This window comes from Bacillus nitratireducens, from assembly GCF_001884135.1.
Taxonomy (GTDB): domain Bacteria; phylum Bacillota; class Bacilli; order Bacillales; family Bacillaceae_G; genus Bacillus_A; species Bacillus_A nitratireducens.
In genome coordinates this window covers 71,693-94,064 of sequence record NZ_MAOC01000038.1, presented here as the reverse complement: position 1 = coordinate 94,064, position 22,372 = coordinate 71,693, and the positions used below count along the sequence as shown (strand labels likewise).

Genomic DNA, 22,372 nt, shown 5'->3' with positions numbered 1-22,372 from the left:
TAGAACTTTGTAGAACTAACGAAGAAAGCGTTTTCCTAGAGTGTGTATGACAAAAACTGCATATTAATGGTAATAGTTTGTAAATGAAAAGTATGCGATAATCACTATTGTGAATTTTATGCGAACCTGATGTAAATTATATGTAAATTTGTTTAGGTTTACAGGGGCTTTTATGATTTCATGATGCGGGGAAATCTCTGTTTTAATTTACTTTCTTTAACCAATTATAAAGGGAATATTTCACAGGGGACAATGAAGTATGAAAAAGGTAATTACATACGGTACATTTGATCTTATTTAAAGGAATCAATATTTAATATAACAAGGGAAATTTTTAATGTGATAATGTGGATTTGAGTCAATATCATGGGGAATTAGATTGTTAACTTGTTTGACAGATTCAGAAATTAATGACTATCAATTACTATTAGAAGGAACTCGGGTAAAGTTATATAAAGCAGAAAATGCTACAGCAATCCCTGAGAAAACAGCTGGATTGGATAAAAAGGTAATGATTGCTGCAGGTAGATATGTACCTCAGAAAGATTTCGATCTTTTAGTTCCTGTTTTTTCTAAAGTTATAGAGAAATATCCGGATTGGAAGTTGGGAATGTTTGGTTCGTGAGAAGATGAACAACTTCTTCGACAACAGATTTTTGATCATAAAGCTTATAATAATATTTTTCTAATGCCAAAGACGAATGATATTATTGGTGAGATGCTTAATTCATCAATTTATGTTTTAAGTTCCAGATAGGAACCTTTTGGGGGGGGATCATTGAAGCCATGTCAGTAGGGGTTCCTTTTGTAAGTTTTGCTTGTACAGGTCCTGTTGAAATAATTAAAAATAAAGAAGACGGATTGCTTGTAGAAGAAGGAAATATTGATGATCTTGCTAATTTATTAATGACTTTAATAGGATCTGAAGAATTAAGAAAAGAATATGGTCACAAGGCTAAAAAGAATGTTGAGGGGTATACTTTTAATGTCGTTGGTGACAAGTGGGAAAATATTTTAGAAGAGCAAGTACAAAAAAATAAAACAGAATAAGAAGGCATTAACAGAGATATCGATATAATATTTTATTGATGTTGTATTAGTAATATCTTTAGTCATAGAATAATAACGTGTGAAATATGAATAGGTAGACATCATAAAATTAAAAATATAAAATATATAGATAATTTATTTTATATAGGAGTGTAATTAAATTCTCTATTTCTTTTTATTAGTGGTTAGATTTATGATTTATATAAATACGTTTTAGATTACTAGGAGGATTTTCATTGAAAAAAGTAAGAAAAGCCATTATTCCGGCTGCAGGATTAGGAACTCGTTTTTTACCGGCGACAAAGGCTATGCCGAAAGAAATGCTACCAATTGTTGATAAACCAACAATTCAGTATATTGTGGAAGAAGCAATTGAGTCTGGAATTGAAGATATTATTATTGTAACGGGAAAAGGAAAACGTGCAATTGAAGATCATTTTGATCATTCTTTTGAATTAGAACAGAACCTATTATCAAAAGGAAAGCATGAAATTCTTGAGAAGGTACAAGAGTCTTCGAAAATCAATATTCATTATATTCGTCAAAAGGAGCCTAAAGGTCTAGGACATGCTGTATGGTGTGCACGTAAATTCATTGGGAATGAACCATTTGCTGTATTACTTGGCGATGATATTGTTCAAGCTGAAACGCCATGCTTACGTCAATTAATGGATCAATATGAGGTAACAAAATCATCAGTAATCGGTGTTCAAACGGTTCCAGAAAATGAAACACACCGTTATGGCATTATTGATCCATTAGAGAAAAAGGATCGTAGTTATCAAGTGAGTAAATTTGTGGAAAAACCTGCTAAAGGAACAGCACCATCTAATTTAGCAATTATGGGACGGTACGTATTAACGCCAGAAATATTTATGTTCCTAGAAGATCAACAAACTGGAGCAGGTGGAGAAATTCAGTTAACAGATGCAATTCAGCGTTTAAATGAAATCCAACGTGTGTTTGCTTATGACTTTGAAGGGATACGCTATGATGTTGGAGAAAAGCTTGGATTTATTCAAACAACTGTTGAAATGGCACTGCAACATGAAAACCTAAGAAAAGAGCTATTAGACTATATGAAAAAGTTAGTAGAAAGCGAAATGGTTTATAATTAAGTTTTAACGACACAAAAAAGACTTCTATTTCATTAGAAATGAAGTCTTTTTTTAGAAAAGGATGCTAAATTTTTATGAATTAGAGTCAATATACTTGGTAAAAAGTTAAGGTAAATCTGTTTTGGGGATTAACCTTTTAATGATATTTCTTTTTTCGGTCATCATACTTGTAGAACATTATTTAATTCAGTTGTAAATGGTTACTTCTGATACGCCATACTCGCTGCTTAATGCTTTTACAGATTGTCCCGAATGATATAATTCAACCACCATTTTTTAAACTCTTCATTAAATTTCTTGTTTGTCATCCGGACACTGCCTCCTTGAAATCCATTGTAAGGACTTAACTAAGTTGTGTCCATATGACTATACTAACTCCGTTATTTTTGAATTTATATAAGGATAATTGAATTAAATATACTAAGGTAATCGATGGATTTGATGTATAAATTTATATTGACGGGTTCATTATCAAGAACTAAAATGAATATCGAGTATATTAAGATTAATGAAAAAAAGGTATATATTTTCTGAATAAAATATATACTCGGAAAATTCATCCTGTTTATGATTTAGTAAGTTATGTTCGGTATAATCAAAATTAACTTAGGTTATACGATTTAATTTACCTACGATTTGCTTTTTTATTAATCAAATAGACAGTAATGGAGGGGAAACATGGAAAAGGAAATAGACTTAAAAAAATTATTTAATGTTATAAAAAGAAAATTTTGGATTATTGCAGTAATTACGATATTAGCGGCATGTATTGGTGGTATATATAGCATCTTCATGAAAACGCCTTTATATGCGTCTTCTGCAAGAATCCTCATTCCAGCTAATGCCGATGCTATAGCTACACTTAAAGTGATGATAAAGGAACCTATTGTTTTAGAGAAAGTGGCCCAGCAATTAAATTCGCAAAAATCAGCAGATGCATTGAACGGACAGGTCAGTGTTGGAAAGATTGAAGAGTCACAGGTTTTTGTTATTACGGCTGTGGATACTAATCCAGCCCAGGCAGTCAAAATTGCTAATGCTACAGCAAATGTTTATAAAGAAGAAGCCAATGCTATCCTAAATTTTTCGAATGTCCGCATCTTAACAGAAGCAAAAGTACAAGAGCATCCTTTACCGATAAACTTGAATCATGCAAAAGCGATTGAGATGGCCTTGGCTGCCGGTCTTATACTGAGTATCGGAGTAGTCTTTGTATTGGATTCTCTTGATGAAACAATTAAATCGGAACGTAACATTGAAAAATTATTACCGGTTCCCGTTTTAGGAAGTGTTTCTCAAATGAAGAAAAATAATATAGTAGATAAAACAAGTAAGAGAGAAAGTGTAATAGTGGAGGGGAAAACATTTGATTCATAATAAAAAGCAAAGCCGTATCCTTGATAATAGTCATTTAATTGCTCATATCGCTCCGAAATCGAAGATGGCTGAGGAATATCGAACAATTCGTACTAACCTTCAATTTGCAATCGGCACGGACAAAACAAGAACTATAATTATTACTTCTCCTGGATATGGAGAAGGTAAAACCACCACTGTGGCAAATTTGGCGGTTTCTATGGCTCAGCGAGATGAAAAAGTCTTAGTTGTTGATGCGGATTTGCGAACTCCGGAACTACATGCGATTTTTGGGATGGAAAATAAATCTGGATTAACAAATATTTTGGAGGGAAAATCAGCATTAGAAAAAGTGGTAATGCAGACAGAAATCAAAAATGTACATATATTGACAAGTGGTCCCGAAGTTAATAATCCAGCTGAGATGCTTAGTTTACCATCTATGCAAAACTTAATTAGCAAAGCCGTAGAGCAGTATGACATTATTTTATTTGATTCTCCGCCCCTTCTTGAGGTTATAGATACAAATATACTAGCTAGTCAATGTGATGGGGTATTATTGGTGTTAAGTTGCTATCAAACTGCTAGTGAAGCAGTTGTTGAAGCGAATAGGGCCTTAGATTTAACAAAAGGAAAGCTTGTAGGGGCTATTCTAAATAAAAAAGTATAAGAGATTTATTAGAATTGATTATACATAAAATGATAATACAGCGCTTTCCTAATGGGTGACGTAAGGATGAGAAGCTTTTCATATGTTTTATAGTAGAGAATGAAAGACCACCTATAAAAAATTATAGGGTACGGTGATGTCTCCTTACCACTATCAATGGAGACACTCGATCATACTGTGGGTTGAAGAACCTTAGACGTTAGTCGTCAAGAGTGTGGTGTGAGGGAGGGTTAGATGCCCAAACTTATTTGAGGTTCTTGTCTAGAAAGTCTTTCTAAAGGATTTTGTAGATAGGAACTTTGTATTAGTTGGTTATTGATTATTTTCCTTGTCTATATGTTTAGCTAGACATATTCAATATATAAATCTTTTAATTCTAAGATAACAATTATGAGGATTTCCTTTTGTTATATATAAAAAATTTAGAGAGGGGGGCCTATTATGACATATCGTCAGAGATTATCCTTATTAATTTTAATTGATTCCTTAATCGTATTAACTACGGTTTTCTTTAGTCGCTTCTTGGTAAGTGCTGATTTCAATGTCATAACATTTCCCATCGTAGTGAGTGCAATGACGCTGCTACTTAGCCATCATATTTTTTCGTTTATTTATAAGCTTTATAAAAAAGCATGGGAGTATGCAAGTGTAGGGGAATTGCTAATTATTTTAAAAGCAATCACACTTTCTGTTATCACAACAGCAGTAGTACAACAAATATTGGTTCAAGATATTTATTTCCGTCTTCTTGTTGTAACTTGGATGATTCATATTTTACTGATTGGAGGATCACGTTTTCTATGGCGGATGTTCAGAGATGCTTATATTCAAAAAGGGGACGACAAAAAAAGAACACTAATTATTGGTGCGGGTTCTGCAGGTACAATGGTTGTAAGGCAACTTTTGAATAGTAATGATACTGAATTACTGCCTGTGGTATTTATAGATGATAATATAAAGAAACAAGGTTTGGATATTCTTGGAATACCGGTAGTTGGAGGAATTGATCGTATTGAATTTGCTGTTCAGCAATTAGATATCGATAGCATCATAATAGCAATTCCCTCACTTAGCAAGAAAGCATTAAATATGATTTTTCAAGAATGTTCCAAGACAAAAGTAAAAACACAAATTCTTCCAATGCTAGAGGATTTAGTGACTGGAAAAGTTTCAGTGAATGAATTTCGTGATGTCCAAGTAGACGATTTATTAGGACGTGATCCTGTTGAATTGGATATTGAAAGTATTTCAGAATTTATTACTAATAAAATTATTTTAGTAACTGGTGCTGGTGGTTCAATTGGATCTGAAATTTGTCGTCAAATTGCAAAATTCAACCCAAAACAATTGATTTTATTAGGTCATGGTGAAAATAGTATTTATTCTATCGAAATGGAATTGAAAGAGCTATACGGTGACACAGATATTGTCGTTACCACAGAAATTGCTGATGTACAGGATGATCTGAAAATGATGTCAGTAATGAGTCAATATCAGCCTCAAGTTGTTTATCATGCCGCTGCACATAAGCATGTACCATTGATGGAACGTAACCCCGAAGAAGCTATCAAAAACAATTTAATTGGGACAACAAACGTGGCAAAAGCGGCAAGCTGGAATGAGGTCGAGACGTTTGTAATGATTTCTACAGATAAAGCTGTGAATCCGACAAGTGTAATGGGAGCAACAAAAAGGCTTGCTGAAATGGTAATTCAAAACTTGGACAAAACAAGTAATACAAAGTTTGTGGCTGTAAGATTTGGTAATGTATTAGGAAGCCGCGGTAGTGTTATACCGTTGTTTAAAAAACAAATTAAGCAAGGTGGTCCAGTTACGGTTACACATCCAGATATGATTCGTTACTTTATGACAATTCCAGAGGCATCCAAGCTTGTAATACAGGCTGGTGCATTAGCTAAAGGAGGAGAAATATTTGTATTAGATATGGGAGATCCTGTGAAAATAGTAGATCTTGCGAAAAATTTAATTACATTATCAGGAAATTCGCTAGAAGAAATACAAATAGAGTTTACTGGAATAAGACCTGGAGAGAAGCTCTTTGAAGAACTATTGAAAAAAGAAGAAATACATGAACAACAAATTCATCCTAAAATTTATATAGGTAAAACATCGAACCTTTGTATAAACGAAATTGAATCAGTTCTCCAAACTTATAAGAATCTGGAGAAGACGGAATTAAGAAAACGTGTATTGACATTGGCAAATAGTCATATAACTCCACAAAATATGATGTAAATATGGATTTTGATCTGCATATATATGCTTAGACTTATGTTTTACTATGTAGAGAAATGAGAATGAAGTATGAACAGGTGGTTAGTTACAATATAACAATTGTAGGGTGATATATATGGAAAATAAAGTATTATTTTGTGCGACGGTAGACTTTCACTTTAAAGCATTTCATTTGCCGTATATGAAATGGTTTAAAGAACAAGGCTGGGAAGTCCATGTTGCTGCTGCTGGCAACATGGAACTTCCATATGTGGATAAGAAGTATGACATTTCTATTCAAAGGTCACCTTTGCAATTTAAGAATATTAAGGCTTATAAAGAGCTGAAAGATATTATTGATGAAAATCAATATAAAATTATTCATTGCCATACCCCGATGGGGGGAGCCGTTGCACGTTTGGCAGCAAGAAAGTCTAGAAAGCATGGAACAAAAGTTTTATATACTGCGCATGGATTTCATTTTTGTAAAGGTGCCCCGCTTGCAAATTGGCTGTTATATTATCCAATTGAAAAAGTGCTAGCAAATTATACAGATTGCCTCATTACAATTAACCAAGAAGATTATAACTTGGCTGTTCAGCGAAAGTTTAAAGTACCTAAAATTGAACAAATTCATGGGGTGGGAGTGGACACAGAATATTTTAAACCAGTTAGTGAGGCTCAAAAGAATTGTCTAAGGATTGAGATGGGTTATAAACCGGATGATTTTTTAATGTTTTATGCGGCTGAGTTTAATAAAAATAAAAATCAGCAGTTTTTGATTCGTTCATTGGCCTTAATAAAAGATCATGTTCCCAATGCGAGGCTTCTATTCGCTGGGAATGGTCCTTTGATAAATGATTGCAAAAATTTAGCTAAACAAATGGGTGTATTTGAAATGATAGATTTCCTTGGTTATAGGAATGATATTGCAAAAATTTTACCTATTTGTGATATTTCTGTTGCATCCAGTCTACGTGAGGGGTTACCAGTTAATATTATGGAAGCGATGGCTTGCGGATTGCCTGTTATAGCCAGTGAGAACAGGGGCCATAAAGAGTTAATTCAAAATGGTGTAAATGGTTGGACAGTAGGTCGTGAAGACATACAGACAATGGCAGAAAAGATAAAATATCTTGCTGAAAATAGTAGCTTACAAGGCATATTCGGAGAGTCTGGTCGTGAGATTATTAAAAATAATTATGCCGTCAATAAAGTATTAGAAGAAAAGAGCTATATTTACACCATGTTTATGAGTAGAACGGAGGCGTTAGATTGGATTGTCCATTAAGAATCTTACATGTTGTAGTCAATATGAACCGTGGTGGTGCAGAAACCCTTATTATGAACTTGTACCGGAATATAGATCGAAATAAAGTGCAGTTTGATTTTCTTACTTGTAAGGAAGGTGTTTTCGATACAGAAATATCGGAATTAGGTGGGAAAGTGCACAGGATTCCATATATTACTGATGGTGGTCATAACGAATACATAAAGTCTTTAGATAATTTTTTTGAATCTCATCAAGAATATATGATTGTACACTCACACATGGATAAGATGAGTGGATTTGTGTTACGTGCAGCTAAGAAAGCCGGTATACCAGTTCGTATCGCACATAGTCACAATACTAGCAGTGAAGGTGGAGTTGCTGCGAAAGTATATAAGTGGTATGCAGGGAAGTATATATTACGAAGTGCGACACATCTTTTAGCATGTTCGGATGCAGCATCTCGCTGGTTATTTGCAGGTAAAACAGATACTGCCACGATTTTAAAAAATGGAATTGAGCCTGAAAAGTTTTCATTTTCCCCCGAAATTAGAAAACAGATACGAGAGGAACTAAATCTTACAGTTGATAACTTTGTAGTAGGGCATGTAGGAAGGTTTGCGCATCAAAAAAATCATGGATTCCTTATCGAAGTGTTTGCTCAGTTAGTTAAACTTAGAAGAGATTCCGTTCTTGTTTTGGTGGGGGATGGTCCGTTACGGTTAAAGATTGAACAAAAAGTGGAAGAATTAAATTTAGGGGCTAATGTAAAGTTTCTTGGCATAAGGAGCGATATCGACCATTTACTTCAAGCTTTTGATGTATTTGCATTCCCATCCATTCATGAAGGATTGCCTGTTACTCTTATAGAAGCGCAAGGAGCTGGGTTATCTTGTGTAATCTCGGATGCGATAACTAAAGAAGTAGACATGGGAGCAGGTCTAGTGAGTTTTGAAAGCATAAATACCTCTCCCGAAATATGGGCGCAGGATATATTGGATGTCAATAAACGTATGCAAGATGTAGAAGGATATATCAAGAAAGAAGGATATGATATAAGTGAATCGGCTACTTGGCTTGAGAATTTTTATCTTCAAGCGCTTTAATTAATAGTAACTTCTATATTTTAAATAATGTCTAAAGGATTAAAAAGGAGCACAATGATGTCAAGAGTTTCATGTTGTCTTAGGCTAGGAGAAGTTCCGCTGCATCTCTATAATATAACTGCAGGTTTTGTTCTACTTGCTCAACAAGGAGTAATAGACTTGAGGATAGAGAAACTTAGTAAGAATCATCAAGATCAATTACCTTATAATATGATGGAAGTTATAATCAACGGGAAAACTCGAGTGTTATATGATGTTAATGATGGTTATGATAATTTGCTTAAGCAAAATCAGGATTATGTTGAGTTTATGAATGTATTGTTAGAAAAATACGACTTTTACTTTAAGCGAAGTTTTAATAGTTTTTATAATTCAAAGTTAAGGCATAAGGAAAAAATTTATCCTCTTGGATTAAATTATATGGTTACAATACCTGGAAATATTGCGCATTCACCGATGCCTCAAGATCCACTTAGGGAGAAAATTAAGAAAGTAATACGGAAGGTTCCGTTGTCTCAATATTACAATGGTTTATATCGTATTAATTCTTTTGAAGATATACCTCATAAAGAAATAGATTCAAAAATTCTTTTTATGGCTAGGTTATGGGATGTAAATGGAGATTATGAAGGGCAAATTTCTTCGAATAAAAAGGAAGAACGTGCATATATTAATGATTTTCGAGCAACATGCATTAGACTTTGTCGAAAAGAGTTTGGAGATAAATTTTATGGAGGAGTAGCACCATCAGAATTTGCATATAAAAATTATGCAGATATTGTTATAGAAGACGGAAAAGCTACTGAGCGGAATAATTACCTAAGAAAGGTAAAAGAATCTGCAATTTGTATTGCAACTATGGGATTACATCAATCTATTGGTTGGAAATTTGCAGAGTATGTTGCAGCAAGCAAGGCTATAGTAACAGAAGAATTACATTATGAAGTCCCAGGTGATTTTCGTGATGGTCAAAATTATCTTGTTTTTAAAACACCAGAAGAATGTATAAATCAAATATATACTTTATCAAATGATGAAAATTATAGATATCAAATGATGATTAACAATTATAGATATTACCATGAATATGTAAGACCTGATAGATTAGTATTAAATAGTATATTAACAATATTAGGGAATGAATTTTAATAGATTAGATGATTGATGGAGAGATGTAAATTGAAACCTACTCTTACAATTTTTACACCTACATTTAACCGTGCTTACACGCTGCATTTATGTTATGAAAGTTTAAAGCGACAGACAAGTAAGGATTTTGTTTGGTTAATTATTGATGATGGATCTACAGATGACACAAGAGAGTTAATAGAAAATTGGATTTCCCAAGGCAGTATCTCAATTCAGTATCATTATCAAGAGAATCAGGGAATGCACGGGGCACATAATACTGCTTACGAATTAATTGATACGGAACTTAATGTTTGTATTGATTCTGATGATTATATGGCGGATGATGCCGTTGAAAATATCACTCGTTTTTGGAAGGAGTATGGAAGTAATGATTACGCTGGCATAATAGGATTAGACGCTAATCCAAATGGAAAAGTTATTGGAACGATGATGCCGGAACATGTGAAGGAATCTAAACTGACAGATTTGCATGCGAAATATAAAGTCACAGGTGATAAAAAGTTAGTTTATCGATCAGAGTTAACACGAAAAACCCCACCATATCCAATATTTCCGGGCGAAAAGTACTGTCCTTTAAGTTATAAATATATTCTTATTGATCAAGAGCAGCCTTTACTCATCATGAATAAAGTTCTTTGTCATGTTGAGTATTTAGCAGATGGATCTAGCATGAACATTATTAAGCAATATAGAAAAAACCCCCAAGGGTTCTCATTCTTTAGAAAAGTTGCTATGAAATATGCTCCTACATTAAAAGAAAAATTTCGAGAATCTATACATTATGTATCTAGCAACTTGATGATCAAAAACTATAAATTTCTTATTGAGTCCCCATGTAAGCTTATTACTTTGGTGGCTACACCTTTTGGGATTATGCTTCATTTTTATATTCAAAAGACGAGTAAAGCTACTGTTTTGAAAAATAAATAGTAGGTCTTTAATTAACTATGTATTTTATTGTCACATGTATTTAGATTGTAAGAGAAATATAGGACTGATAGGCTATATTATTGAATTATTTGGTTAAAGAATAGCAAAGAGTTTTATATTTACAATCTATAATATGAAAGGAATTTAAAAATGTTTATATTTTGGGTTACGCTGGTCTTAGTTTATATTCTTTCTTTTTTAGCAAGATATTTTTCTACTCCTGTAATAATGGGACCACACATTGTTCAATCAAAGCCAAATAAGCTGTTAGTATTTTTAACAATAGTTATTCTTGTAATGGTGTCTGGTCTCCGTAATAATATCGGGGATACTTTTTTTTATATGTATTCTTATAAAAAAGATACGTTTGATTGGGAACATATAAAAGAAGGAAAAGATATGGGTTTTAATGTGCTTCAGATGATTTTAAAACAGTTCTCTAATGACCCTCAAATATTGATTTTTGTAACGGCACTAATAACAAATGTACTTATTGTGTTGGTTTTATATAAATATACAAGAATGTTCGAATTAAGTTTATATGTATATATAACAGGTGGAATGTATTTAATATCAATGAATGGGATAAGGCAATTTCTTGCAGCAGCAATTATTTTTGCTGCAACAAAATATATATTTGAAGGTAACTGGAAAAAGTATATTCTAATTATTCTATTTGCATCAACAATACATCAAACTGCACTTATCCTTATTCCAATATATTTTATGATTAGGAGAAAAGCATGGTCATGGGAAACGTATGTAACCCTTTTTTGCTCTGTATTCATAGTTATAGGGTTTAATCAATTTTTAGATACGTTATTTTCAGTCATAGGAGATAGTCAGTATGGAGATTACAAGAACTTTTCTGAGGGCGGAGCAAATATACTTAGAGTTGGAGTTAATATTCCTCCAATTATTATTGCTTACATTGGAAGAGAGAAACTTAGGGAAATATTTCCTAAAAGTGACTATGTAGTAAATATGTCTATATTAGGACTTGTATTCATGATAATTTCAACACAAAATTGGATTTTTGCAAGATTTTCTATATATTTTGGATTATACCAATTAATTTTAATTTCATGGATTATAAAATTATTTACTGATAAAGACCAAAAACTAGTTTATTATGCAATATTAGTATTTTATTTTATTTTCTATGCATACGAGAATGTAATAACATTAAACATTATTTATAAAAGTAATTTTTTAAATTTCTAAGTTTTTTAAGGTGAAATATGTTAATGACTAGTTGATCAATGAAATATGGAAATTTAGGTGTATAGGTATATTATTCTATATAGTTTAGAAAGGGGATACTGAGTTGGCATTTACAGAAAAGATTCCACGCACCATTCACTATTGTTGGTTTGGTAAAGGAGAAAAACCTATAATAGTAAAAAAATGTATAGATAGCTGGAAAGAGAATTTAGCTGGTTATGAAATAATTGAGTGGAATGAAGATAATTTTGATATAAATTGTAATTTATATGTCAAGGAAGCCTATGAATACAAAAAATTTGCATTTGTAAGTGATTATGTAAGAGTATACGCTCTTTATAAATTTGGAGGAATTTACTTAGATACGGATGTGGAGGTATTCAAATCTTTTGATGATATGCTACATCATGATTCATTTTGGGGATTTGAACAAGAGAACTATATAGCTACAAGTACAATAGGAGCGACTAAAGGAAATGTGTTAATAAGAATGTTTCTAGATTCATACGAAGAAAAAAGTTTTATTAAAGAGGACGGAAAGTATGACAGTTTAACCAATGTGGCCATTATAAGCGAGATACTAAAAAATAAAGGATTACAGTTGAATGGAAAATATCAAGAAATAAGTGGGATAGGAGCCTTCTATCCTCAAACATATTTTTCTCCATATGATTATATTAACTGTAGAAAATTTATTACTCCAAATACATATGCAATGCATCATTTTTATAAAAGTTGGTTACCACCTAAAGCAAGATTGAAGAGTGGTTTAAAACTGTTAGCATCTAAGGTTATAGGTGGAGAAAATATAGCGCGGATAAGAAAATTTGTTACAAAAAATTAGGAGGCATATATGAAGGATATACTGGTGGCCTCATTTGATATGGAAGTTGGAGGGGTAGAAAGAAGCCTTATAAGTATGCTTGAGGGTTTTGATTACAAAAAATACGCTGTTGATTTAATGCTGTATAGGCATCAAGGGGATTTTATGGAATTAGTTTGTAACAAGGTAAATTTATTAGAAGAAATTCCACAATACACCACCTTTAGGAAGTCAATCGGAGAAACATTAAAGGATAAAGAGTATGGCATTGGATTTTCTAGAATTTTATCTAAGATAAATACTCGTTTTGCAGGAAAAGCTAAAGGAATAGTAGAGACAGGATATTATCAAATGCAATTAATGTGGAAATATGCTATTCCATTTTTACCTAAACTAGATAAAGAGTATGATGTTGCAATTAGTTATTTGTGGCCACATTATTTTGTAGCAGATAAGGTCAAGGCTAAGAAAAAAATAGCATGGATTCATACAGATTATTCTACAATTGAGACAGATATAGAGATGGATTTAAAAGTATGGAATAAATTTGATTGTATTGTAGCTGTATCAGAGGCATGCAAAAATTCATTTTTAAAAAAATATAGTGCATTAAAAAATAAGGTTATAGTAATGGAAAATATAACCTCCCCGCAGTTTATTAGAGATATGGCGAATGAAGAAATAGATACCCCTATGCTTCTTGATAACCGTTTTAAAGTTATAACTGTGGCTAGACTATCTCATGCAAAAGGAATCGATAATGCTGTTAGGGCTTTAAGGATATTGAAGGATAAAGGCTATGAGAATATAGCCTGGTATGTAGTTGGATATGGTGGAGACGAAACAATGATTAAAAATCTAATAAGGGATTTGAAATTAGAAAATAGCTTTGTGTTGCTAGGAAAGCAAATCAATCCATATCCATATATAAAAGAAGCTGATTTATATGTCCAACCATCTAGATATGAGGGAAAAGCTGTTACAGTAGGAGAGGCTCAGATACTTGCAAAACCAGTCCTAATTACAAATTATACAACCGCAAACAGTCAAGTGAAAAATGGGGTTGACGGATATATTACGGAATTATCCGTTGAAGGAATAGCAGATGGAATAGAAAAATTGTATAAGGATGCTACCGTAAGAAAGCAGTTAGCTAACAATTGTAGTAATACTGATTATAGTAATAAATATGAATTAAATAAGTTGTATGAAATTATAGAGGCTTAAAAGGTTATTAAGTGTATTGGTACAACTACAAAAATTTTAAAAAATGAAAGTATAAGGGATTCAAAGCAAAGGGGTGAATTGCCCATGAATAGAAATGTCAGTGTAATTATACCGGTTTATAATGCTGGTAAATATATTACTCGGTGTATAGAATCACTGTTAAATCAGGTGCTTCATAACTGCGAATTTATCTTTATTAATGATGGTTCAACGGACAATAGCGTAGAGATTATTGAAAAGTATAGGGCACTAGATGACAGGATTATACTTATAAATCAAAAAAATCAAGGTGTGAGTATTGCAAGGAATCAAGGACTTCTTATAGCTAATGGTGAATATATTGGATTTGTTGATGCTGATGATTATGTAGAAGCGGATATGTATGAAACTCTGTATAATTCAGCAAAACAAAGCAATTGTGATGTAATTATATCAAATTTAAGAAGTGAGATTGAAGGGCATAAGGTAACAATTGAATATCCATTTCCAACTAATATCGTTCTAAAAAAAGAATATATAAATAAAGAGATATTAACCTATTTTCTTAAAAGCGATAATTTAAATACTGCTGTAAACAAAATTTATAAAAATAGCATAATAACGAAAAATAATGTGAAGTTTCCAGAGAAGGTCGCATTAGGAGAAGATGGAATGTTTAATATTCAATTTTTTAGTAATGCAACTAATATGAAATATATAGATTATACGGGATATTATTATAGGGATGTAGCGGGTAGCGCAACTCGGGATATCTCAAAAAAAGATTATTTCAAGCGAGCTGTGGAAGTATATAATATGGAACTACCGAAAATTTACATCGAAAAGGTCGATAAGGCAAAGATACGTGAATTGAAATCAAGAAAGTTTATAAATAGTGTAATTTCCTACGTATATATTTATTTTGAACCGTCTAAGGAAATACGGTTTAGTGAGAGATATGAATACATAAAAAATATGATATGCAATAAATATGTTAGAGAGGCATTGCCGCTATATTGTGAAGTAACTTATAGCAAGCTTGGTAGATATGAGAAATTTTTAATAAATATGATTAAAAGAAAATCTACTGTGGGGTTATACTTCGCAGTCTCTTACAGCAGGCTTAGAAATAAATAAAACTGGAGGAATTTAGTGTGAAGTTTATGATGTTTGCCCATGGGGGCAGTTTAAATAGAGGGTGCGAAGCGATAGTTCGAGCTTCTACAAATATTATAAAAGAAAAAATAGATGGAGCAAAAGTATGTTTGGCATCAGATAGACCTGAAACAGATAAGGTAATCAATAAGTTAGATTATATATATGATGGTTCTAGCCGCAGTCTGAAAAAATATTCATATGATTGGTTATTGTCCTCAGTTAAAGTGAAACTCTTTAACGATGAGTCTTATGCATTAGGGAAAATTCATCATAACATAATAAAGCATATAAAAAGTTCCGATGTATGTTTATCTATCGGGGGGGATAATTATTGCTATGGAGAGCAACCTGGGTGGTATGAGATTGATAGAAGAGTAAAAATGCAGGGGAAAAAGCTAGTACTATGGGGATGTTCTATAGGAGAAGAGGATATGTCTGAAAGAAAGTTGGAAGATCTAAAGCTCTTTGATTTAATATTAGCACGCGAAAGTCTTACCTATAATATGTTAAAAAAACAAGGATTAAATAACGTTCAATTGTGTGCTGATGCTGCATTTACAATGGAAAAAGAAGAATTGGAGTTGCCTAATGGATGGCAGGAAGGAAATACAATGGGTCTTAATTTTAGCCCGCTTGTATGGAATAGAAATGAGAATTCTCAAGTTGCGGTAAGAGAGTTAATTAATCATATATTAAATACGACAGATATGACGATTGCTCTTACACCTCACGTTATTGAAGATGGGAACAATGATTACGAAGTTCTCTACAAATATTACAAAGAATTTAAGGACACAGGCAGAGTGATTCTGTTACCAGATAACTTAAATGCAATACAGTATAAGGGGTATATAGCTAGAATGCGTTTCTTTATAGGAGCTCGAACGCATGCAACTATAGCTGCTTACTCTAGTTTTATTCCGACTATGGTATTGGGATATAGTGTAAAGTCCAAAGGGATATCTAAAGATATATTTGGGGAAGAAAAATTAGTTTTAGATATAGAGGAGATATCTGATAGTAATAAATTAAAAGCAAGATTTGATGAGATGGTACGAGAGGAAGAGGAGATAAGGCAAAAGCTACGACAATCTATACCTAATATAAAGAAAATGTCTTACAAAGCAGTAGAATATTTGAAAGAATTGTCTAAGTAATTTGGGGTACATTATGAAAAAAAAACTACTATTTGTTATGCCTAGTTTATCTGCTGGTGGTGGAGAAAAAAGCTTGATAAATTTACTATCTCAGATAGATTACAGTTTATATGATGTAGATTTATTTTTGTTTAATAAAACAGGAATATTCATAAATTCGATACCAAGAGAGGTAAATATATTAGATCTGCCAAGTGATTATAAAATATTTGCATCTAGCCTTAAAAATTCAATAATGGGCTTTTTAAAGAATGGACAAATTGATTTAGCATATTCAAGATTGATGTTCACTATTAAAAATAGATTGATAAAGGAAGCTGCAATTTCAGAACAGTATACATGGGAATATCAAAGTAAGTCATTTGAAGTGTTAGAAAAAGAGTATGATGCAGCGATAGGCTATCTTGAAAAGTCTTCAATATACTTCGTAGTTGATAAGGTCAATGCCAAAAAAAAGGCTGGATGGATACATACAAACTACTCGAATTCAGGTATGGATTGCCAGTTCGATAACTCATATTTTGAACAACTAGATAATCTAATAACGGTTTCAGAAGAGTGTGCAAAATCGTTACAAGAAAATTTTCCACAACTAAAAAATAAAGTTACGATTATATATAATATAGTAGCTCCTGGCGTTATATATGATTTATCTAAAGAAGATATAGAAGATGACAGTTTGTTTGATAGACATTATACCAATATTATTACTGTCGCCAGATTAAGTCATGAAAAGGGTTTAGATTTAGCAGTGAAATCTTGCAAGTTACTTCTTGAAAAAGGATACAAGATAAATTGGTACGTATTAGGGGATGGAAATGAAAAAGATGCATTAGAACGTTTAATAGAAGATCATCATCTATCAAACCATTTTACAATTTTGGGGGTTCGAGAAAATCCCTATCCTTATATACGAAAAGCAGATATATATGTGCAACCATCTAGGTATGAAGGTAAGTCTATAGCAATTGATGAAGCAAAAATATTGCATAAACCGATAGTGGTGACTAACTTTGAAACTGCAAAAGATCAAATAAATCATGGAATAAACGGAATTATTGCTGAGATGTCTGAAGAAGGAATAGCAACTGAAATTGAAAGGCTTATCAAAGATATAGAATTAAGGGAAAGAATCGTAAATAATTTATCTACAGAAAAGTTAGGAACCGAAAAAGAAATAAATAAGCTCTACGGAATTCTTTAAAAGGTGATTATTATGAAAAAAGACGTATTATTTGTTATCAATAATTTGAACTGCGGTGGGGCGGAGAAGTCATTAATCTCTCTGTTGAATACGATGGATTACTCTCGCTATAATGTGGATTTATTTTTATTTAAGCATGAAGGTTTATTCCTTAATAAAATTCCTAAACAAGTGAATGTATTAGAAGAACCTCCTGAGTATCAGTTGTTTGATATGCCGATAAAAGCAGCTATCATGAAATGCTTGCGACAAGGAAGACTAGATATAGCCTTATCAAGGGTTTGTGCAGGTTACATATTTAAAAGTGAAAAAAACAAGGCTCGTTGTGAACAGAGAGTATGGCGATATCTATCAAAATCTTTACAGAATATAAGTAAAAAGTATGATGTAGCGATTGGGTACTTAGAAAAGAACCCAGTTTACTTTTGTATAGACAAAGTAAATGCGAATAAGAAAATTGGTTTTATACACACTGATTATGACAAATTAGGAATGGATCCTAACATTGATAGGGGTTATTTTCGTTCATTGGATCATATAGTGACGGTGTCTGAGGAATGTGCCAATGTTTTAAAACAAAGATTTTCTATATATAACGACAAAATAGGTGTTATTCATAACATCGTATCTCCAAGTACGATAAATAAAATGTCACAGGAAAAGATAGATCTAGAGCGTAAAGGGGTAAAGCTTGTTTCTGTAGGAAGGTTAAGTCATGAAAAGGGATTTGATTTGGCTATAGAAGCCTGTAAGAATCTGGTTGGAGATGGATATGAAATAAAGTGGTATATCATTGGAGAAGGGGAAGGGCGAGGTAAGTTAGAAAAAATGATAGAAGAAAATCACCTTCAAGATTATTTTTTACTGTTAGGACTGAAAGAAAATCCCTATCCGTATATAAGAGAAGCAGATATATATGTACAACCATCCAGGTTCGAAGGAAAGTCTATCGCAATAGACGAAGCAAAAATACTGCATAAACCAATAGTGGTAACAAACTTCAGTACAGCTAAAGACCAAATTAAAAATGAAGAAAATGGGCTGATTATAGACATGGATGCTCACTCACTTTCGGAGGGAATTAAGAAATTAATACATAATGAAGAATTAAGAAATAAGTTAATAAAGAACTTATCAGATGAAGAGCTAGGAACCGAGTCGGAGATAAAAAAATTATATACATTATTTGAGTAGTATAGAAAGGACATAATTATATGGTTATACAGGCAGCGTGCTTTGTGTTACTTGCTGTAATCGCAATTATTGTAGTGATTGATTTCATTCCTATAGGAAAGAATTGGTTGGGAAGAATAAAAATAGGAAGATATACGGATAAAAGCTTATGGAATCAGTCAATCACTCATATAGGTGTTAAGTGGCTAAATAAAACACCAAAGATTAAGGTAACTGATAACACAAGATTAATAGCAATTGATATGTTGAAAGGAAATTATACGAAAAGTGCTATACAGCATTGGCAAGAAGCATCTTTACTATTAGGGTTGTCTGAATACCTGAAATATAACGATGACAAAGCAGTGAAACATGAAATTACGAAGTTTTTGAACTCTAAATTTGATCATAATGGTCAGTGGGCGCACAAACCTCAGTATGTAGATGGGGCAATACTTGCTTATGCGATCATGAAGCTGGATTTTGAGGATATAGATAAATATAAAAAAGCCTTGGATGCTACTTGGGAAATGATACAAGAGCATTTAGGTGAAGATGGTACAATAGAATATAGGAAGTTTATGAAAGGGTATCGCTATGTAGATACCATAGGTTTCATATGTCCATTTTTAGTGACTTACGGCATTAGGTATAACAAAAGTGAGTGTATAGATTTGGCTGTAAAGCAGATTAAAGAATATGAAACATATGGAATGTTAAACTTAAGTCATATACCATGTCATGCTTATAGATTAGAAGATAAAGTTCCTCTAGGTTTATATGGCTGGGGAAGAGGTCTTGGATGGTTTGCTATAGGTCTTATAGATACGTGGAATGAATTACCAGAAAACAACAGCTATAAACCTGTATTAGAAGAAAGTGTACGTAAATTTGCAAAAGCTACGATGAAATTTCAACAACAAGGCAATTGGAATTGGACTGTAACCAGGAACGAATGCGGACCAGATTCTTCCGCTACATCCACACTGGGATGGTTTATGTTAAATGCAGCAAAGATAGAAGATATTTCAAAGGAATGTTTGGAAAGTGCAGATAAAGCTATCGGTTATTTGATGGGAGTGACAAGAAGAAACGGAGCGGTCGACTTCTCTCAAGGTGATACGAAGGATATAGGTGTATATTCTACGTTATTCGATATCTTGCCATTCACACAAGGGTTTTGTATTAGATTAATTAATTTACGTAATAATTATAAAATTTAGTCATCCTTATAAAGATGACTAAATTTCAATAGTAAGATTAATAAATTTTATTTTAGAACAGAGGGAAGAATTATGACGGGACGTTATAAAGAATTGGATTCCCTTCGGGGTATTGCTGCAATCATTGTTCTATTAGGGCACTTCTTAGCATTATTTCCGATATTAGGTAAAAAGGTAATGTATTCAACATTTGGGACCTATTTTTCTATATTATGGCAAGGTCATTCGGCTGTTATTATATTTTTTGTGTTAAGTGGATTTGTTCTATCCTTGCCTTTTTATAAAGGGACGGAATTTAATTATTTAAAGTATCTTATTAAAAGAGTTTGTAGGATTTACATTCCTTATATTATGATTCTTTTTATTGCAATAGGAATTAAATTGGGGATTCATTCTAAAATTGGTACCATTCCTGGTTTGGTACAATGGGGTTCATGGAACATAGAAGTTTCTTTTAATAGAGTAATAGATCATATTTTATTCTTGAGAGAATTTAATTCTGATGCGTTTATTATGGTGATTTGGTCATTAGTTCACGAGATGCGAATTTCCATAGTGTTTCCTTTAATTATTTTTCTTTTACTTAGAGTAAACTGGAAAGTAAGTATTGGGATAGCGATGTTTTTATCAGTTATTGGTTATTTATTAATGAAGAACATTCCAAGCGAATTTAATATGCCAGTATCCACCAATTACTTTATCACATTACATTATAGCTCAATGTTTATTATTGGTGCACTACTAGCCAAAAACAGAGAATATTTAGTGAGTAAAATTATTAATTCAAAAGTAAAATATATATTATTGCCTTTAGGTCTTTTATTTTTTAGCTATCCCCGTATCCCATTTATGTTACTTTCCAAACTAATTGGTGAAATCGATTATGATTTGTATCTTATTATCATCGATTGGTATATATGCTTTGGTGCAGTTTTAATTATTCTATCCGCTCTAAGTTCAAAACTATTTTCTAAATTATTACTGATTAAACCAGTACAATTTATAGGGGAAATATCATATAGTCTTTATTTAGTACATCCAATTGTTCTATTAACAACAGTTCATATTTTCTATGGAAAGATATCAGTGCCTTTAATTTTATTAATTTCTTTCTTATTTACTATGGTTGTGTCGGTCTTATGTTATAAATTTATTGAAATTCCATCAATAAAAATAGGCCGGAAACTTGCCACTAAAAATTCTAGAGGCGATGTTTCATTGAGAAAAAAGGCTAGTTGAAAAATTGGAAAATAATAAGAATAAATAGTATGTAAGATGTGAATAGAGGGATAAGAGTAATTTTCTTAAGAAAAAGAGGAAAGATAATCTAATGCTCTATCGAGAAAAGTATTAGAAAGGAGCTTGGTATGGTGCAAATAAAAATAAAAAGTATGTTAGTTTTTATTTGGAATAAATTGATCGATATCAAAATTCAGAGTTTGAATCGATTAACTATCATAAAAGATCGATTCACGAAGTGCTTTTTCAAGCCCCCTAGAATTCAATCTATAGATGAAACTTTAAAAAAAATTATTCATGATAAAGCTTCCGTAGCCAGGTATGGTGATGGTGAATTTAAATTAATTCATAATCTAGATATAACATTTCAACGGGCTGATCATTTGTTATCAAAAAGATTAAAAGAAATATTGCTAAGTGAAGATGAGAAGTTCTTAGTTTGTTTGCCGGATGTTTTTCAAGATTTATCAAAATATGCAGATGAACCAAAGGATTATTGGAGTCTTCATACTGCAAAATATAGATTAAAGTGGTATAAAGACTTGAAGAAGGGAAAAATATATTATAATTCCTTTATATCGAGATTCTATTATCCCTTTCGAGATAAGTCAAAATGTAAAGAATGGTTTATATTATTAAAATTAATATGGAAAGATAGGGATATAGTTTTAATAGAGGGTAGTAAGAGTAGATTAGGTATTGGAAATGATCTGTTTGACAATGCTAAATCAATTGAAAGGATTTTAGTACCAGAGGAGCATGCATTCTTACATTACAATAAAATCTTAACAGCAGCAAAAAAAAATAATAAATCTAAATTGATTCTATTAGCGATAGGGCCTACTGCTACTATATTAGCATATGATTTGTATAAAGAGGGATATCAAGCAATTGATATAGGGCATGTGGATATTGAATACGAATGGTTTTTAAGACAAGCAAAAACTAAAATCAAAATTGAAAATAAGTACGTATGTGAAGCAGGTGCTGGACAAAATGTGGGCGATATTCAAGATGAGAAATATTTAAGCGAAATTAAAGCTGTAATAAGATAGGCATGAGGGTTTAACTTATGTAA

20 protein-coding genes and 1 pseudogene are annotated in these 22,372 nt (G+C 32.1%); 20 read left to right on the top strand and 1 reads right to left on the bottom strand.

What is annotated here, in order from left to right:
* Positions 1-379: 379 nt before the first annotated feature.
* The 3 genes from BAU23_RS29820 (at position 380) to galU (ending at position 2,168) form a co-directional block, all read left to right on the top strand.
* On the top strand, positions 380-625 hold the full coding sequence (locus BAU23_RS29820) for a glycosyltransferase family protein (protein WP_071734722.1): 246 nt from the start codon (positions 380-382) through the stop codon (positions 623-625).
* A gap of 161 nt (positions 626-786) precedes the next feature.
* Positions 787-1,050, top strand: coding sequence for a glycosyltransferase (locus BAU23_RS29815; RefSeq protein WP_071734721.1), 264 nt, complete (start codon positions 787-789; stop codon positions 1,048-1,050).
* A gap of 236 nt (positions 1,051-1,286) precedes the next feature.
* Entirely contained in the window at positions 1,287-2,168 is an 882-nt protein-coding gene (gene galU / locus BAU23_RS14460; protein WP_000757802.1) for a UTP--glucose-1-phosphate uridylyltransferase GalU, read from the top strand.
* Positions 2,169-2,360: 192 nt separating this feature from the next.
* On the opposite strand, the pseudogene BAU23_RS29810 reads toward galU, so the two are convergent.
* Positions 2,361-2,476, bottom strand: a pseudogene (locus tag BAU23_RS29810) (transposase); the annotation flags it as partial.
* A 370-nt stretch (positions 2,477-2,846) separates the two neighbouring features.
* On the opposite strand from BAU23_RS29810, the gene BAU23_RS14455 reads away from it, so the two are divergent.
* The 17 genes from BAU23_RS14455 to BAU23_RS14375 all read left to right on the top strand — a co-directional run bounded on the left by BAU23_RS14455 (position 2,847) and on the right by BAU23_RS14375 (position 22,349).
* Positions 2,847-3,545, top strand: coding sequence for a YveK family protein (locus BAU23_RS14455; RefSeq protein ID WP_000409967.1), 699 nt, complete (start codon positions 2,847-2,849; stop codon positions 3,543-3,545).
* A complete protein-coding gene (locus BAU23_RS14450; protein WP_000581658.1) occupies positions 3,535-4,194 on the top strand; it encodes a CpsD/CapB family tyrosine-protein kinase in 660 nt (219 codons plus the stop codon). Before BAU23_RS14455 ends, BAU23_RS14450 begins: the two co-directional genes overlap by 11 nt.
* A 441-nt stretch (positions 4,195-4,635) precedes the next feature.
* Positions 4,636-6,450: a polysaccharide biosynthesis protein gene (locus BAU23_RS14445; RefSeq protein ID WP_071734720.1), complete on the top strand. Its 1,815-nt coding sequence runs from the start codon at positions 4,636-4,638 to the stop codon at positions 6,448-6,450.
* 115 nt (positions 6,451-6,565) lie between these two features.
* On the top strand, positions 6,566-7,720 hold the full coding sequence (locus BAU23_RS14440) for a glycosyltransferase family 4 protein (protein WP_071734719.1): 1,155 nt from the start codon (positions 6,566-6,568) through the stop codon (positions 7,718-7,720).
* Positions 7,705-8,805, top strand: a complete 1,101-nt coding sequence (locus tag BAU23_RS14435; RefSeq protein WP_000340571.1) for a glycosyltransferase family 1 protein — start codon at positions 7,705-7,707, stop codon at positions 8,803-8,805. Before BAU23_RS14440 ends, BAU23_RS14435 begins: the two co-directional genes overlap by 16 nt.
* A 57-nt stretch (positions 8,806-8,862) precedes the next feature.
* Complete coding sequence (locus BAU23_RS14430; RefSeq protein ID WP_016130947.1) at positions 8,863-9,954, top strand: hypothetical protein; 1,092 nt, start codon at positions 8,863-8,865, stop codon at positions 9,952-9,954.
* A gap of 30 nt (positions 9,955-9,984) precedes the next feature.
* Entirely contained in the window at positions 9,985-10,887 is a 903-nt protein-coding gene (locus BAU23_RS14425) for a glycosyltransferase family A protein (RefSeq protein ID WP_070145562.1), read from the top strand.
* 150 nt (positions 10,888-11,037) lie between these two features.
* Entirely contained in the window at positions 11,038-12,111 is a 1,074-nt protein-coding gene (locus tag BAU23_RS14420) for an EpsG family protein (RefSeq protein WP_000469601.1), read from the top strand.
* Between the two features lie 103 nt (positions 12,112-12,214).
* Positions 12,215-12,955 (top strand): glycosyltransferase family 32 protein, encoded by a 741-nt coding sequence (locus BAU23_RS14415; RefSeq protein ID WP_000885932.1) that lies wholly within the window; start codon positions 12,215-12,217, stop codon positions 12,953-12,955.
* A gap of 9 nt (positions 12,956-12,964) precedes the next feature.
* Positions 12,965-14,161: a glycosyltransferase gene (locus BAU23_RS14410; protein WP_000651828.1), complete on the top strand. Its 1,197-nt coding sequence runs from the start codon at positions 12,965-12,967 to the stop codon at positions 14,159-14,161.
* Positions 14,162-14,245: 84 nt separating this feature from the next.
* A complete protein-coding gene (locus tag BAU23_RS14405; RefSeq protein WP_001081477.1) occupies positions 14,246-15,277 on the top strand; it encodes a glycosyltransferase in 1,032 nt (343 codons plus the stop codon).
* Between the two features lie 17 nt (positions 15,278-15,294).
* Positions 15,295-16,455 carry a polysaccharide pyruvyl transferase family protein gene (locus BAU23_RS14400; protein WP_000671003.1) on the top strand — a complete coding sequence of 387 codons (1,161 nt, stop codon included), beginning with the start codon at positions 15,295-15,297 and terminating at the stop codon, positions 16,453-16,455.
* A gap of 13 nt (positions 16,456-16,468) precedes the next feature.
* Positions 16,469-17,659, top strand: a complete 1,191-nt coding sequence (locus BAU23_RS14395; RefSeq protein WP_016130943.1) for a glycosyltransferase — start codon at positions 16,469-16,471, stop codon at positions 17,657-17,659.
* A 12-nt stretch (positions 17,660-17,671) separates the two neighbouring features.
* Positions 17,672-18,853 carry a glycosyltransferase gene (locus BAU23_RS14390; RefSeq protein WP_071734718.1) on the top strand — a complete coding sequence of 394 codons (1,182 nt, stop codon included), beginning with the start codon at positions 17,672-17,674 and terminating at the stop codon, positions 18,851-18,853.
* Between the two features lie 20 nt (positions 18,854-18,873).
* Positions 18,874-20,055 carry a glycoside hydrolase family 88 protein gene (locus BAU23_RS14385; RefSeq protein ID WP_071734717.1) on the top strand — a complete coding sequence of 394 codons (1,182 nt, stop codon included), beginning with the start codon at positions 18,874-18,876 and terminating at the stop codon, positions 20,053-20,055.
* A 72-nt stretch (positions 20,056-20,127) separates the two neighbouring features.
* On the top strand, positions 20,128-21,294 hold the full coding sequence (locus BAU23_RS14380; protein WP_016130940.1) for an acyltransferase family protein: 1,167 nt from the start codon (positions 20,128-20,130) through the stop codon (positions 21,292-21,294).
* Positions 21,295-21,422: 128 nt separating this feature from the next.
* The gene (locus BAU23_RS14375) at positions 21,423-22,349 is read left to right on the top strand and encodes an SP_1767 family glycosyltransferase (RefSeq protein WP_071734716.1); all 927 of its coding nucleotides are present in this window, start codon (positions 21,423-21,425) and stop codon (positions 22,347-22,349) included.
* The last annotated feature ends 23 nt before the right edge of the window (positions 22,350-22,372 follow it).

Coding starts and splice junctions, on each gene's coding strand:
- BAU23_RS29815 (WP_071734721.1), top strand. CDS start 787: ATGTCAGTAGGGGTTCCTTTTGTAAGTTTTGCTTGTACAGGTCCTGTT.
- BAU23_RS14455 (WP_000409967.1), top strand. CDS start 2,847: ATGGAAAAGGAAATAGACTTAAAAAAATTATTTAATGTTATAAAAAGA.
- BAU23_RS14445 (WP_071734720.1), top strand. CDS start 4,636: ATGACATATCGTCAGAGATTATCCTTATTAATTTTAATTGATTCCTTA.
- BAU23_RS14440 (WP_071734719.1), top strand. CDS start 6,566: ATGGAAAATAAAGTATTATTTTGTGCGACGGTAGACTTTCACTTTAAA.
- BAU23_RS14430 (WP_016130947.1), top strand. CDS start 8,863: ATGTCAAGAGTTTCATGTTGTCTTAGGCTAGGAGAAGTTCCGCTGCAT.
- BAU23_RS14420 (WP_000469601.1), top strand. CDS start 11,038: ATGTTTATATTTTGGGTTACGCTGGTCTTAGTTTATATTCTTTCTTTT.
- BAU23_RS14410 (WP_000651828.1), top strand. CDS start 12,965: ATGAAGGATATACTGGTGGCCTCATTTGATATGGAAGTTGGAGGGGTA.
- BAU23_RS14405 (WP_001081477.1), top strand. CDS start 14,246: ATGAATAGAAATGTCAGTGTAATTATACCGGTTTATAATGCTGGTAAA.
- BAU23_RS14395 (WP_016130943.1), top strand. CDS start 16,469: ATGAAAAAAAAACTACTATTTGTTATGCCTAGTTTATCTGCTGGTGGT.
- BAU23_RS14390 (WP_071734718.1), top strand. CDS start 17,672: ATGAAAAAAGACGTATTATTTGTTATCAATAATTTGAACTGCGGTGGG.
- BAU23_RS14385 (WP_071734717.1), top strand. CDS start 18,874: ATGGTTATACAGGCAGCGTGCTTTGTGTTACTTGCTGTAATCGCAATT.
- BAU23_RS14380 (WP_016130940.1), top strand. CDS start 20,128: ATGACGGGACGTTATAAAGAATTGGATTCCCTTCGGGGTATTGCTGCA.
- BAU23_RS14375 (WP_071734716.1), top strand. CDS start 21,423: ATGGTGCAAATAAAAATAAAAAGTATGTTAGTTTTTATTTGGAATAAA.